The 13,357-nt window shown below is 41.0% G+C and carries 14 protein-coding genes and 1 other annotated feature; of the genes, 4 read left to right on the top strand and 10 right to left on the bottom strand.

What is annotated here, in order from left to right:
- Positions 1-101 precede the first annotated feature (101 nt).
- Both CLV38_RS09980 and CLV38_RS09985 read left to right on the top strand, forming a co-directional pair.
- Positions 102-866 carry a spr1630 family ClpXP-sensitive toxin gene (locus CLV38_RS09980; protein ID WP_106194979.1) on the top strand — a complete coding sequence of 255 codons (765 nt, stop codon included), beginning with the start codon at positions 102-104 and terminating at the stop codon, positions 864-866.
- 29 nt (positions 867-895) lie between these two features.
- Positions 896-2,068, top strand: a complete 1,173-nt coding sequence (locus CLV38_RS09985) for a spr1629 family repressor/antitoxin (protein WP_106194982.1) — start codon at positions 896-898, stop codon at positions 2,066-2,068.
- Positions 2,069-2,179: 111 nt separating this feature from the next.
- Here CLV38_RS09985 and aroF read toward each other — a convergent pair whose 3' ends face one another.
- From aroF to trpE, 8 genes are all read right to left on the bottom strand, one after another.
- A complete protein-coding gene (gene aroF, locus CLV38_RS09990; RefSeq protein ID WP_106194985.1) occupies positions 2,180-3,220 on the bottom strand; it encodes a 3-deoxy-7-phosphoheptulonate synthase in 1,041 nt (346 codons plus the stop codon).
- A 69-nt stretch (positions 3,221-3,289) separates the two neighbouring features.
- Entirely contained in the window at positions 3,290-4,078 is a 789-nt protein-coding gene (gene trpA, locus CLV38_RS09995; protein WP_106194988.1) for a tryptophan synthase subunit alpha, read from the bottom strand.
- Positions 4,071-5,276, bottom strand: coding sequence for a tryptophan synthase subunit beta (gene trpB / locus CLV38_RS10000; RefSeq protein ID WP_106194990.1), 1,206 nt, complete (start codon positions 5,274-5,276; stop codon positions 4,071-4,073). Before trpB ends, trpA begins: the two co-directional genes overlap by 8 nt.
- Positions 5,269-5,898, bottom strand: a complete 630-nt coding sequence (locus CLV38_RS10005; RefSeq protein WP_106194993.1) for a phosphoribosylanthranilate isomerase — start codon at positions 5,896-5,898, stop codon at positions 5,269-5,271. The genes trpB and CLV38_RS10005 overlap by 8 nt, the downstream gene beginning before the upstream one ends.
- A complete protein-coding gene (trpC, locus tag CLV38_RS10010) occupies positions 5,888-6,679 on the bottom strand; it encodes an indole-3-glycerol phosphate synthase TrpC (RefSeq protein ID WP_106194997.1) in 792 nt (263 codons plus the stop codon). Before trpC ends, CLV38_RS10005 begins: the two co-directional genes overlap by 11 nt.
- Positions 6,680-7,693 carry an anthranilate phosphoribosyltransferase gene (trpD, locus tag CLV38_RS10015; RefSeq protein ID WP_106195000.1) on the bottom strand — a complete coding sequence of 338 codons (1,014 nt, stop codon included), beginning with the start codon at positions 7,691-7,693 and terminating at the stop codon, positions 6,680-6,682.
- On the bottom strand, positions 7,690-8,283 hold the full coding sequence (locus CLV38_RS10020; protein WP_106195003.1) for an anthranilate synthase component II: 594 nt from the start codon (positions 8,281-8,283) through the stop codon (positions 7,690-7,692). Before CLV38_RS10020 ends, trpD begins: the two co-directional genes overlap by 4 nt.
- Positions 8,280-9,647 carry an anthranilate synthase component I gene (trpE, locus tag CLV38_RS10025; protein WP_211295464.1) on the bottom strand — a complete coding sequence of 456 codons (1,368 nt, stop codon included), beginning with the start codon at positions 9,645-9,647 and terminating at the stop codon, positions 8,280-8,282. Before trpE ends, CLV38_RS10020 begins: the two co-directional genes overlap by 4 nt.
- A gap of 75 nt (positions 9,648-9,722) precedes the next feature.
- Positions 9,723-9,935 (bottom strand) — a binding site (T-box leader).
- A 478-nt stretch (positions 9,936-10,413) separates the two neighbouring features.
- Here trpE and CLV38_RS10030 point away from each other — a divergent pair.
- Positions 10,414-10,698: a type II toxin-antitoxin system RelB/DinJ family antitoxin gene (locus CLV38_RS10030; RefSeq protein ID WP_106195006.1), complete on the top strand. Its 285-nt coding sequence runs from the start codon at positions 10,414-10,416 to the stop codon at positions 10,696-10,698.
- Complete coding sequence (locus CLV38_RS10035; RefSeq protein WP_170068876.1) at positions 10,679-11,023, top strand: type II toxin-antitoxin system PemK/MazF family toxin; 345 nt, start codon at positions 10,679-10,681, stop codon at positions 11,021-11,023. Before CLV38_RS10030 ends, CLV38_RS10035 begins: the two co-directional genes overlap by 20 nt.
- Positions 11,024-11,216: 193 nt before the next feature.
- Here CLV38_RS10035 and abc-f read toward each other — a convergent pair whose 3' ends face one another.
- Both abc-f and CLV38_RS10045 read right to left on the bottom strand, forming a co-directional pair.
- On the bottom strand, positions 11,217-12,686 hold the full coding sequence (gene abc-f / locus CLV38_RS10040; protein ID WP_106195012.1) for a ribosomal protection-like ABC-F family protein: 1,470 nt from the start codon (positions 12,684-12,686) through the stop codon (positions 11,217-11,219).
- Positions 12,687-13,022: 336 nt separating this feature from the next.
- Complete coding sequence (locus tag CLV38_RS10045) at positions 13,023-13,352, bottom strand: MazG nucleotide pyrophosphohydrolase domain-containing protein (RefSeq protein WP_106195015.1); 330 nt, start codon at positions 13,350-13,352, stop codon at positions 13,023-13,025.
- Between the last annotated feature and the right edge of the window lie 5 nt (positions 13,353-13,357).

The raw sequence follows: 13,357 nt of genomic DNA on the forward strand, positions 1-13,357 counted from the left end.
TTAAAGAAGATGACCCCAGTAGCTTATCGGGATCACCTTCTATGGACTGCATAATATTGTTTTTTTAATGTGTCTAGTTTATAGGTAGAGATTCAGTTATTATGGATCAGTTTAAACTAGGAAGTAGGATTTATCAGGCAATCGTTGATGGGACTCAGAATGGTTACTTAGAGTACTTACACGAGCGGCGACTTAAAAAAGATGAGATGCGCGTAAGTGGCGCATATGCTTGGACTAAAGGGAATCACATCGATGATCAGGTAGCCAGGGCAGTCGAATCATTAGGTCTGAACTACCAAATGGAAAAAGCTGGTTATACATGGGAATACTTGCAGTTTACATTGAATGAAGACGCTGAAAAACATTTAATTATTATTAAAAACTCAAGAAGAACAAGTGATTTTTTCGATGGAAAAATTAACAGTAAAAAACGAAAAAATTACTTAACACCATTATCTGATATTAATTCTGCACAGCTAAAAGCTTCCGGCATTTCATTCTCAGAGATTAATGAACAAATCGAACTAGAATTAGGCAATCCTGCTGAAATTCAAGCAGTAATGAATCATACCCAGTTATCTGCTGGTGGTGAATATTCTCGATTCTACATCGTAACTTATGAAATAAATGAAGTAACTAAAATGATTGATTCTATAAAACTTACGATGCCTAATAGTGAAACGATGACACTTGTGGAAGTAGATGACTTGACTCCTTTTATTGAAAGTAGTCGAGTGGATATCACAATGGAAGATATTGCTCCTATCAAGTCTGAAATAAGTACAGAACATACTGTATATTCAGGTGATGATAATGCATTTGGGTACTCTATACCCGCTGAAGAAGAAAGCGAATCAGAAGGATAACTACTTAATTATATAAGGAAGTGTTTAACATGTTCTACGGAGAGAAATTAAAAGATCTAAGAGAATTACATGGTCTCTCCAGAAAAGAACTTGCTCATAAAATTAACGTTTCTGAGCAAGCTCTTTGGCAGTATGAAAATCAGTACACAGTACCAAAATTTGAAATTATAAACGAGTTTAAAAAAATATTTTTTGTAAAACCCCAGTTCTTTTATACTGATCCTTTTATTAAGCCTGTAGTTGATATTGAATGTATTGCTTATAGAGCTGACGACAGAGATTCAAGAAAAAAAGCAAAAATGGAGATTACTTATATTAATTTTATTAATTATTTCATTTCTACTTTTGAAAAGGTACTAACTTCGCCTGATCATTCATTACACTCTCTGAGAAAAACTATAGAAACTCATATTTATCAAAACCAACTTGAAACAACTGATTTCAAGATGACTATTAAACAAGCTGCTTCATTGGCTAGAAGACACCTTGCTATTACAGAAAATAAAGAATTGCTCTATAAGTTAGAGTTATCTGGCATTTATATATTAGAAAAAAATATGGGCTTGACTATTGATGCCTATAGTACTTGGACAAAGAACAATATCCCCTTTATAATACTTGGCACTACGAAAAAATCCTCTGTACGTCGAAATTTTGATTTCGCTCACGAACTTGGACATTTGCTGCTGCATCGACATATTGATATGGATAGTTTAGACAACGAAGAACACCGGCGCATCGAAAAAGAAGCAAATGATTTCGCTTCTTTTTTCCTGCTCCCAGAAGATGACTTCATTCAAGATTTTAATTTGATTTCTAAAAAATCAAATCCCGACTCCTATATTGAGCTGAAGATGAAATATCATGTTTCTATTGCGGCTTTAGAAAATCGAGCTTATAAACTTAAGCTTTTAACCTATGAAGAGAATCGATATTTTTATTCTGCTCTTAACCGTATGAAATACAGGGTAGTTGAACCTCTAGATGCGGATATCCCCATCGTAAAACCTGGTAAGATACGTGCAATGCTCACTATCATCTTGGATAATCATTTACTGATATTGGACAATCTGCTGGAAGACTATTCTATTGAACTCCCTTTCCTTGAATCTCTAATTGGGATCGACGACGATATACTCAAAAAATATATAGGTCAAACCAGAACTGATTATTTTGCTGATAATATTGTGAATTTATTTTAGAAAAGATAAAAATAATTAGATTATACAAAAGAGCACAATCCCTGTCACTGTAATTTGTTTATGATGACTAAAACAGGTATTGTGCTTTTTTATAGTTCATTAGTTATCTTCTTATCTCGTCAGACTTTCAGCTGCTTTTTGTATCGACCGGCCTTCAAATGATGCCAGTTTATGAGCTTTTTCCATTAGACCGGCAAATTCATCTGGTGTTAAGCATTGTTCACCGTCGCTCCAAGCATTTTCTGGGTCATTGTGCACTTCGATCATCAGCCCGTCCGCTCCAGCAACGATGCCTGATTTTGCGCCAGCTTCGACAAGGTAGGATTCTCCTCCGGCATGACTAGGATCAATGATAATAGGTAAATGAGATAGTTTCTTGATTACAGGGACTGCCTGAATATCCAGTGTATTGCGTGTTTCCGGTTCAAAGGTACGGATACCACGTTCACACAAGATCACGTTCTCGTTTCCTTCCGACATAATGTACTCCGCAGACATCAACCATTCTTTGTAAGTAGCTGACAGTCCACGTTTGAGCAGGACTGGTGTCTTCGTTTTGCCCACTTCTTTCAGCAAGTCGAAGTTCTGCATGTTTCGTGCACCGATTTGAATCACATCAACAGACTCCTCAAATTCATCTATCCATTTAACAGACATCAATTCGGTGACGATCGGCAGTCCGGTTTCTTTTTTGGCAGCCTGAAGCATGCGCAGGCCTTCAAGTTCTAATCCCTGAAAACTGTAAGGTGATGTGCGGGGTTTGAATGCCCCCCCACGTAAAAAGTTAGCTCCGGCCTTTTTGACTCTTTTGGCTATGCCAATAATCTGTTCTTCACTTTCCACTGAACAGGGGCCCGCTATAATGCCCAGTCGTTCGCCTCCGATGGTTTCATCTCCAATCGTTATGATACTATTCTCAGGATGAAACTTACGGTTCGCCCGTTTGAAGGGTTCTTCCACCCGTATGATCTGTTCGACCTCGTGGTGTGCTCTAATCTGATCTGTATTGATGACACTTGTATCTCCGATCAAGCCGAGAAAATCACGTTTGACATCTGAAAAGTGACTCACATCGACTCCTTGAGACTCCAGGCTCTTCATCAGATTCTTAATTTTATCTGCCTTTGTTCCTGCTTTTAACACAATAATCATACTGTTATCTCCTCCGTCAGTCCTACTCGGTTTTTTGTTTATATTTATTCATGTGGGTCTATCTTAAATTTATATTTGCTTTGAGCGTTTAGATGCCTGAATGAGTTCTACGATTTTATCTCTCTTATCTTCATGGAAGCAGGTAATGATCTCACTTCCGACGACTACCCCATCACCAAATGCGCTGAGTTGTCTGACCTGTTCCGGTGTAGACACACCAAATCCAGCAAGGACCGGTTTAGACGTTAGTGCTTTGACTCTTTTGATGTAGTCTCCTACTGTGCTCTCGAATTCAACTTGCGCACCCGTTGTGCCTTTCACTGTGACCGCATATAAAAACCCTTCTGTTTTTTCAGCAATCTGCTCCAGTCGTTCATCTGGACTGGTCAAAGCCGCTAGTCGAATCAAGGCGACTTCGTTCTCTGTCAGATAACTGGTGATATGATTTTCTTCTTCCATCGGCAGATCGGGAATAATCAGTCCATCCACTCCGGAATCGATACAGTCTTTGGCAAACGCTTCAATGTTGTAAGCAAAAATCGGATTCATATAGGTCATTAGGATAATGGGGATTTTTCGGTCCTGTTTGGTGTCTTTCAACTTGCCTAATACATCTCTCAACGACACATTTTTCTCCAGCGCTCGTAAGCCTGCAGCCTGAACAGTCGGCCCATCAGCTACTGGGTCAGAAAAAGGAATGCCCAGTTCCAAAGCAGTCGCGCCCGATTCTTCCAGAAACTGGATACGCTCAGCTAAGCCATCCAGTCCGCCATCTCCAGCCATGATATAAGGAACAAATATCTTGTCCCCTCCTGTCAGAGTATCCTCGAAGGCTTGTTGTAACGTTGTTTTACTCATTGACCTGTCCTCCCAATCTTTCTTTCACTGTTTCAACATCCTTGTCTCCTCTTCCAGACAAGCAGATAATCAGGCTTTGATCCGGATTCATCTGTTTGGCAATTTTCTGTGCATAGGAAATCGCGTGAGCTGTTTCAAGCGCAGTAATGATGCCTTCTTTGCGAGACAGGAGCTGCAGTCCATCCAATGCTTCCTGATCAGTAATGCCTTCATAGGTCACCCGTTTGGTTTCCTTGAGGTAACTATGCTCTGGGCCAATACCTGGGTAGTCCAGTCCCGCTGAAATAGAGAATGGTTCTGTGATCTGACCGGCTTCGTCTTGAAGCAGATAAGACAACATACCATGCAGAACGCCCACTTTACCGGCAGTCAGCGTTGCCGCATGCTGTCCTGTTTCGATCCCTTTCCCGGCAGCTTCTGCTCCATATAACTTGACCGATTCCTCATTTACGAATGGGGTAAACATGCCTATCGCATTACTTCCCCCTCCGACACACGCAACGATCGCATCAGGCAATTTGTGCTCCAGTTCGTCAAATTGTTCTTTGGTTTCATCTCCGATCACACTCTGGAAATCACGGACCATTTTTGGAAAAGGATGTGGGCCGACTACTGATCCGATAATATAATGAGTGTCTTCCACATTCGCAACCCAGTAGCGGAGTGCTTCATTAACTGCGTCTTTAAGCGTGCCTTCCCCCTGATCAACACTGACGACTTCGGCTCCTAATAGCTCCATACGAAAGACATTTAATTTCTGACGTCTCACATCTTCTTTCCCCATAAAGATGATGCATTCAAGGTCCAGCAGCGCACAGACTGTAGCTGTAGCAACCCCATGCTGCCCGGCGCCTGTCTCCGCAACGACTTTCCGTTTCCCCATTCTCTGAGTGAGCAGGGCTTGCCCTAAAGCATTATTGATTTTGTGTGCTCCTGTGTGATTCAGGTCCTCCCGTTTCAAGTAAATCTTCGGCCCGCCAAATTCTTCCGTCAAACGTTTGGCAAACGTTAAAGGGGTTTCCCGACCGACGTAATCTTTTAAGTATCCTTTCATTTCCTTATTGAATGCCGGATCGTTTTTTGCCTCTTCATATGCTTCTTCCAGTTCTATAATGGCCGGCATCAATGTTTCGGGTACAAATCGTCCACCGAACTGTCCAAAATGTCCCTGTTTATCTGGTAAACCTTCTTTAATCATTGTTATCGTTTCTCCTCTCGCTTATCGTTTCCTTTATCTGCTTTGCCTGGTGAGTAAACTGTCGAATCTTCTCATTGTCTTTCTGTCCGTTTGTTTCTACGCCACTGGATACATCTACCCCTATTGGCTTTACCTGCTGAATCGCTTCTTTTACATTCTCAGGAGATAAGCCCCCAGCTAGAAAGAAAGGAATCATCAGCTCTTCATTTTTAAATGCGGACCAGTCAAACGGTTCTCCGCTTCCCGGTTTCGGGCTGTCAATCAGTATATACTCGGCTACGTCCTGGTAAAGGATTGCCTGACTGATTTTATTAAAAGACAAGGCCTTGATAAGGGGCGTATTCAGCTGTCTGCATTCTTCTAACGTTTCATCTCCGTGCAGCTGCACATAATCCAGTCTAACGGCCTGACTGATCTGATTCACTTCTGCTAATGGCTGATGCCGAAAGACGCCTACCACTTTAACTGCCGAGTCTGACAAACTTTCTTTAATGTCTCTTGCCTGCTCGATCGACACTTTACGTTTACTTTCTGCAAATACGAGTCCAATATAGTCCGCACTTGCTTCTACAGCTGCTTGTGCCGAATCTATAGTCTGAATACCACATATTTTAACCAGCATAGCTGCTTGCTCCCTTTTTGAAGGACTGAATCAGTGCTTGAGGGTCTTTTGATTTCATAAGTGTTTCTCCCACCAGTATGGCTCGTGCACCTGCATCAAACGCTCGCTTGATGTCTTGAGGAGTCTTCATACCGCTCTCACTCACTAAAACTTGGTTGTCTGTATTGATTTTTTTTGCCAGGCGTTCTGTTGTCTCAACTGACACGTCAAAAGTGTTTAAATTCCGATTATTCACACCTATCAGTTTCGGCTGAATGACTTGGGCCCGTTCGAGTTCTTCTTCATTATGCACTTCAACCAGTACTTCAAGTCCCAAATTTACAGCATGATTATTCAAGCTGTTTAACTGGTCATCCGACAAAGCAGCCACAATCAGCAATATCACATCTGCTCCGTAAGCATAAGCCCGGTCGATTTGAATAGGATCAATAATGAAATCTTTGTTTAAAATCGGGAGATCCACTGCTTCTCTGACTGCAGCCAAGTCTCCCATTGTTCCTTTGAAAAACGGTTCATCTGTCAGGACAGAAATCATGGATGCACCTGCTTCTTCATAAAGCTTCGCCTGCTTTTCCGGCTGTATTCCGTGATTGATTTCTCCTTTGGATGGAGAAGAGCGTTTAAACTCTGCGATGACCTGTATGTCGCTTGCTTCTTTGCATCTGTCATAAAAAGAGCGGACAGGACCTGTTCTTTTACGCGTGTCACTTTTGACTGAATTTTTCAGTTCACTGACTTCTTTCTGCTTTTCATTTAAAATTTTTGTTAGAATCGTCTCCATTCACGCACTCTCCTTCCTGTAAGCGACCAAGTAATTCAGTCGCTCTAAAGCTGCTCCGGAATCAATGCTTTCTTCTGCCAGCCGAACCCCTTCTTCTGGTGTCTGGGCTTTTCCGCTGGCGAGTAAGCCTAAGCCGGCATTTAGAAGGACAACGTCTCGATGAGGTCCTTTTCCTCCCTCTAATACTGAGCGCAATATAACTGCATTCTCTCTGGCATTTCCGCCTTTGAGTGCACTATTGTCGACTGTTTCCAGCCCCACATCTTCCGGAGAAAGGTCGAAAGCTGTCAATCCCTCTTCGGTGACCAAGATACAGTGATTGGTGCCGGCTAAGGACGCTTCATCCAATCCGCCGGCTCCATGAACAACGACTGCTCTTTTTCTACCCAGTTTATGGAGAACGTTTCCGACATCCATCAGAACATCTTCACGGTACACGCCTATCAACTGAGTGGTCAATGCTGCCGGATTCGTGAGAGGCCCGATCAGATTAAAAATAGTCGGAATCCCCAAGGCTTTTCTCACAGGCATCACATGCTTCATAGCTGGATGCACATTGGGTGCGAATAAAAAGGCGATTCTATTCTTTTCAAGCAGGTCTGACATGCCTTCAGGCGTCGCACTTAGATGAACGCCCAGTTCTTCCAGCACATCGGCACTCCCTGTCTGACTGGAAATACTGCGGTTCCCATGCTTGGCTACAGTCATGCCTGCTCCAGCTAAAACAAATGCGCTGGTGGTACTGATATTAAAGCTCTGAGAGCCATCTCCACCTGTCCCGCAGTTATCCATTACATCAGGCAAATTTCTGGGCAGTTTCACCGCGACTTCCCGCATCACTTTTGCCAGTCCCGTCAGTTCACTCACTGCCTCTCCTTTAGAACGCAGCGCAGTCAGAAAAGCTGCCTTCTGCCGTTCATCAGTTGTGTCACTGAATAACAAACGGCTTGCCTCTTCCATCTCATCCGTTGTGAGGTCTTTGTGCATCAGTACTCTCTCAATATAGGTCTTCATCTGGCGTCCACCTCTTCTCTGCTGATGGTGTCTAAAAAGTTCTGAATCATCTGTCTGCCGTCCTGTGTTCCGATCGATTCAGGATGAAACTGTACCCCATATATAGGGAAAAAGTTATGTTTCACTGCCATGATTTCCCCATCAGTGATTGACGTGGCTGTCACCGTCAGACACTCCGGCAGCGTCTCTTTCAAAATAACCAGCGAATGGTATCGCATGACTTCGATCTCTTCTTTCAATCCTTTGAACAGGTCTGCCTGATGATGCAGGACTTGTGCAGTCTTTCCGTGCTTCACTACATCCGCATGACTCACCGTGCCGCCAAATGCTTCTCCGATGGCTTGATGTCCCAGACAAATACCTAAAATAGGAAACTCTGCCTGCAACTCTTTAACGATGTCTATACAAATGCCTGCTTCGCCTGGCGTTCCTGGTCCTGGTGATAAGACGATTGCCTCAGGATTAAGTACGCGTATCTCGTCTACGGTTATTGCGTCATTTCGTACGACGGTCACGTCTTCTCCACACTCTCCTAAATATTGATACAAGTTATAGGTAAATGAATCATAGTTATCAATCAGTAAAATCATTTTTGTCCAACCTCCAGTAGGGATTTCGCTTTGTTTAACGTTTCCTGGTATTCCGTTGCAGGGTCAGAATCATACACGATTCCCGCACCCGCCTGTACATAAGCCATTTTGTCTTTCACCACCATTGTCCGGATCGCTAGTGCCAGATCCAGATCGCCATTCAGATTAATGTAGCCGATCGAACCAGAATACACACCGCGCAAACTGTCTTCCATCTCATTGACAATTTGCATCGCCCGAATTTTAGGGGCACCTGATACGGTCCCTGCAGGCAAGGTAGTCGTCAATGCGTCCAGTCCTGTTAGTCCTTCTGCCAATGTCCCGCTGACTTCCGAGACGATATGCATCACATGTTGGAACCGTTCGATCGTCATGAATGTATCGATTGAGATCGATCCGATTTTTGATACGCGGCCTAAATCATTTCGACTCAAGTCAACGAGCATCTTATGTTCTGCGGATTCTTTTTCATCTGATAGCAGATCTTCTGCATACGCCTCATCTTCTTCTGCTGTTTTTCCTCTCGGTCTCGTACCTGCAATCGGATTAGTAACGACTTTATCGCCCGTTACCTTGATCAGACTTTCCGGAGAAGCTCCCAGCACGATGTACTCTTCAAAATCTACGAAAAACATATAGGGAGAAGGGTTGGCTACTCTCAGTTTCCGGTAGAATGTAAAAGGATCTACTTCAAACGCTGCTTTCATTCGCTGAGACAAGACGACTTGGAAAATGTCCCCGTCAACGATCCGTTCCTTCGCCTTTGTCACCAGCTTCATAAAACTGTCTTTGTCATGAGAAGTTGAAAACTCTAGCGGAGTCAGCTCACTCATTTGTTCGTCTACCGGTTGCTGGATCATGTTTTCAATGGAATATATTTGCTGATCCAAGTCCATATTGCCATCAATGTCCAGTGCAACAATAGTTACTTCCTGTTTTTTATGATCAAACACCACTAGCTCCTGATAAAACATCAGATGAATATCCGGCATGTTGATTTCGTCTGTTAACCGCTCTCCAATGTGTTCATATTCGCGAATCGCATCATACCCAATGTAGCCGATCGCTCCTCCATAGAATGGAAAAGGCAGGTCTAAAGAGATATTCGGGATATGTTCTTTCACGACATCCAGAGGCCTTTTATGAATTGTTTTTTCCCTGCTGCCTTCTATCACAGTAACGACTCGTTCGTTTCCGATGATTTCCTTATAAGGGTCCATCCCGATAAAGGAATATCGTCCCTTTTCACCGTGACCGCTTGAACTTTCTAATATAAATTTCTTTCTCCCAGTCAATCGCTGAAACACTGAAATCGGCGTCAGCATATCTCCATTTATTTCTTTCGTTTTGTATTGAATACTCATTGTTTTCTCCCCTTTAAATTGATTGTTTGGCTTTAATTTGAGTACAAAAAAAGCCCCTCACTAGCTATTACACTAATAAGGGACGATAAAATTACCGCGGTACCACCACAATTCAGGAGACTGAACCCCTGCACTTTCATCCGTTAACGAAGATGACGCGACCTGTCCTACTGTTATTCAGACAGATACTCATAAGTCCATTCCATCCAAATCCCATACCTGCTTCTCAGTGCCGCAGGTTCTCTGTGAAGGGAGTTTGAATATACTACTCTTACTCATTGATTATTTATATAAAAAAAGACAGAAACCCATTGATTCAATGAGTTTCTGCCTATGCAGATGACAGATAGCCATACAAACTAAGCTAATGGGATGCCCTACTGTTTACAAAGAGTCCTCACCTAAACTTAGGTACACAACTAGCCATATATTTATTGAAGAATCACTCATCACGATTCACTCATTCAATTTTTGCGCAACGCCAATAACCAGCGCGTGTGTTAACGCTCCAGCTTTGCCAAGAATATTGCACAGTCAATTGGATGAATGATCCGTTTGTCATAATTGAGTGATCCTCCTTTCTTTTTGTTAGTATTTCTAATTGTTTCTCATTATATTGAGTCTGTTATTTAAAGTCAAGGAATAAAATCCAGATAGTATTTAATTTTACATTTATCAACTTATAAAACAGCACTAATATATTGCATTCATACCCATTTAGCAGTACTATGTGAGTATATTGAATACGATTAATGGAGGCTTAACTATGAGCGTCAAAGAAAAAAAACGTGTCCAAGTTCAAATTGATAAAGAACTCGCTGAAGAAGCTGAACTTATTTTCAATGAATTAGGTTTAAATCAAACTGCCGTTTTAAACGCTTTTTATAAACGAGTTGTAGCTGACGGTGGCTTGCCTTTCGAATTAAAACTTTCAGAAGATCAAAAAGCTTTTTTACATTTATTAAATGCAACTAAAGATTTACCCGTTGAAAAATTATCATCTAAAGAGCAAGTGGACGCGTGGTTCAAAGATGAAGAACAAGACTATTAAATCTCATGACGTAGTAGGCATTTACGTTTCTTATTTGGATAGTGCTGGGCGTGAGAGACGCCCTGTTCTCATTATCAAAAACCAAAAAGGAGATGTTAGTTTTTTTCGCATGACAAGTCAATATCATAATAAATCTTTAAACATCAAGAAAAACTATTATCCAATCAAGTATTGGAAAGAAGCTGGTTTAAAAAAACAGTCATGGATAGATACAGGCAAAATCTTAATGGTTGATCTCGCATCTTTAGACAGTGTGACAAAAATTGGCACTCTGAAAACTGAGGATATCAAGGGATTAACTCAATTCATCATTAATTCCCATTAATCTAACACCTAGCCGCAGATATTGTAAAGACGACACTAGATTATTCCAGTGTCGTCTTTACTTATCCAAAAACATTTATAGTTAGTCCATTTATTTTCTCTATTAAAATCTAGTACAGTACCTCACTTTAACAATCATAAAATTCGATTGAAATAACTAACCTTTAATCCTGATCTTAGAATGTCTAATCGTCTCAAATAATAATGGATTCCAACCTTTTATCTTTCACCTTCCACACTTCGTCAGCCAATCTGTTCATAAAATAGTGATCATGAGAAGTGAGAAGAACTGTTCCTTTGTAGGCTTTTATTAAATTCTCCAACGCTTCTATCGTTTTAAGGTCAATAAAATTAGTCGGTTCATCTAAAATCAATACATTGCTCGGGTCAGTGAATAGTTTGGCAATGGTCAGACGTGTCGCTTCTCCACCGCTCAAGTTTGTAATGGGTCGTCTAATGTCATTTTGAGAAAAACCCAGGTTATTCAGTACTGCTCTTATGATAGGTTCCGGATAGTCAGAATCATGCAGTAGATACTCTTTCAAACTGACCTCTTTTGTCAGCTTATAGTCCATCTGCTTATAGACAGCAAACGATACTTTTGGTGAGAGTGTTATCCCCTCTTTATTTCCAACGATATGTTCTAGAAGACTCGTTTTACCAGATCCGTTGGGTCCACTCAATCCAATGACCTTTCCTAATTGAAACTGAAAACTGACGTCATTTAAAAGTATCCTGTCTCCTCTTGTGACAGTGACTCTATCCCCCATTATAGGGTATGGATTATGCATGCTGATAGTCCCCGAATCTGGAAAAGCAATCTTTTGGGGTTCAGGTATCAAGTTGACATCCGGAATGTGTTCGATTCTCTTTTCAATTGCTTTAGCAGTTTTATGTGCTGCTTTCTGAACTGTATCTTTTTGTTTTGTAGAAGATAGTCGACTTGGTTTGATGTTCCTGTTTTTCTGCTTCTGGCTTACCTTACTCATTTTTTGAGCCTGCCTTTGTTTACTATCTGCGGCTTTTCTCAGACGGTTTTTTTCTTTTTGTGATGTCTGATACGCCTGCTCATTTTCACGTTTCAACTGTTCTTTCTGCTCAATATAGCAACTGTAATTGCCTGGAAAAACAGTAACAGTCCCATTTTTAACCTCCCAGATGGTATCGACCACTTTATCGAGAAAAAAGCGATCATGACTGACAACAAGAAGCGTTCCATAGTAGTGCATTAATTCCTTAATAAGAAATTCAACCCCTTCTGCATCAAGATGGGTTGTGGGCTCATCCATCAGCATACCCATGGTATAACCAGACAACACCTCTGATAGTCTCACTCGCGCTTCTTCGCCACCGCTAAAGTGCCGACTGCTGTGCTCTGGAACATGCAGCCTGGAGATCACTTCAGGATCCATGGTTTCGTATTTAATGTCACTGATATTTCCCATTTGTTTGTAATACTGAAAATCAACTAGCTTCTTCACATGTCCTTTGTCAGGCTGAATTGTCTCCATAATAAGATTTAACAAAGTGCTTTTCCCTTGTCCATTTTCTCCGATAATACCAATTTTCTCATTTTGATACACACTGAGGTGATCGATAGACAGTATAGTTTTTCCGTTGTAACTTTTTTCTATATTATTTAGTTCTAATGCTAATGTCTGCATAGATGAACACTCCTTTTATAGAGGCCGTGTTCTATACGTCAGGGGAGCATTTCCCATTAATTTTGCGCAACAAAAAAAGAGATAGACCTGCTATCTCTTTTGACACATATACATCTCAGATGAGAAATGAAAAATGGATAAACTGCTCCCTTGTATCTGTCATATAAACAGGACCTTGAATGGTTTATTTAATTACCGATTCAAAGCCACAAGTCGCAATCTCATTTTTCATTCCTCCTTATAATTAATGATTTAATAGTAGCATTTATTAAAATAATTCACAATGTAATTAACTCTTTCTCTGTTTAGTGAAACTATGAGGAGATGAGGCCTCATTCATATGTTTTTATTTATTTCTAAAAACTCTTTCAAATTGGGAGAGTGATTGTACTTAATGGCAGCTATCTTATCCTTTTCTATGATTGCTTTCGATAAATCGATATTGTTTAAGCTGGCAATAGCAACTGCATAATGAAGTACATCAGCGAGTTCCGCTTCTAAAGACATTTGATTGTTCTTTGTTTTTCTTCCTTCCAGCTGGTTAATAACTTCTGCTACCTCACCTATTTCCTCTACCAGTTTCATAAATAATCCAGAGGATGTATGTCCCTCTTTATATTTCACAGTCAAATATTTTTGAAATTCTTCCAATTTTAATCCGTCCATAGTTC

Source organism: Alkalibacterium olivapovliticus, assembly GCF_003003275.1.
GTDB lineage: Bacteria > Bacillota > Bacilli > Lactobacillales > Carnobacteriaceae_A > Alkalibacterium > Alkalibacterium olivapovliticum.

Coding starts and splice junctions, on each gene's coding strand:
- CLV38_RS09980 (WP_106194979.1), top strand. CDS start 102: ATGGATCAGTTTAAACTAGGAAGTAGGATTTATCAGGCAATCGTTGAT.
- CLV38_RS09985 (WP_106194982.1), top strand. CDS start 896: ATGTTCTACGGAGAGAAATTAAAAGATCTAAGAGAATTACATGGTCTC.
- aroF (WP_106194985.1), bottom strand. CDS start 3,220: ATGATTATTGTGTTAAAAGCAGGAACAAAGGCAGATAAAATTAAGAAT.
- trpA (WP_106194988.1), bottom strand. CDS start 4,078: ATGAGTAAAACAACGTTACAACAAGCCTTCGAGGATACTCTGACAGGA.
- trpB (WP_106194990.1), bottom strand. CDS start 5,276: ATGATTAAAGAAGGTTTACCAGATAAACAGGGACATTTTGGACAGTTC.
- CLV38_RS10005 (WP_106194993.1), bottom strand. CDS start 5,898: ATGCTGGTTAAAATATGTGGTATTCAGACTATAGATTCGGCACAAGCA.
- trpC (WP_106194997.1), bottom strand. CDS start 6,679: ATGGAGACGATTCTAACAAAAATTTTAAATGAAAAGCAGAAAGAAGTC.
- trpD (WP_106195000.1), bottom strand. CDS start 7,693: ATGAAGACCTATATTGAGAGAGTACTGATGCACAAAGACCTCACAACG.
- CLV38_RS10020 (WP_106195003.1), bottom strand. CDS start 8,283: ATGATTTTACTGATTGATAACTATGATTCATTTACCTATAACTTGTAT.
- trpE (WP_211295464.1), bottom strand. CDS start 9,647: ATGAGTATTCAATACAAAACGAAAGAAATAAATGGAGATATGCTGACG.
- CLV38_RS10030 (WP_106195006.1), top strand. CDS start 10,414: ATGAGCGTCAAAGAAAAAAAACGTGTCCAAGTTCAAATTGATAAAGAA.
- CLV38_RS10035 (WP_170068876.1), top strand. CDS start 10,679: ATGAAGAACAAGACTATTAAATCTCATGACGTAGTAGGCATTTACGTT.
- abc-f (WP_106195012.1), bottom strand. CDS start 12,686: ATGCAGACATTAGCATTAGAACTAAATAATATAGAAAAAAGTTACAAC.
- CLV38_RS10045 (WP_106195015.1), bottom strand. CDS start 13,352: ATGGACGGATTAAAATTGGAAGAATTTCAAAAATATTTGACTGTGAAA.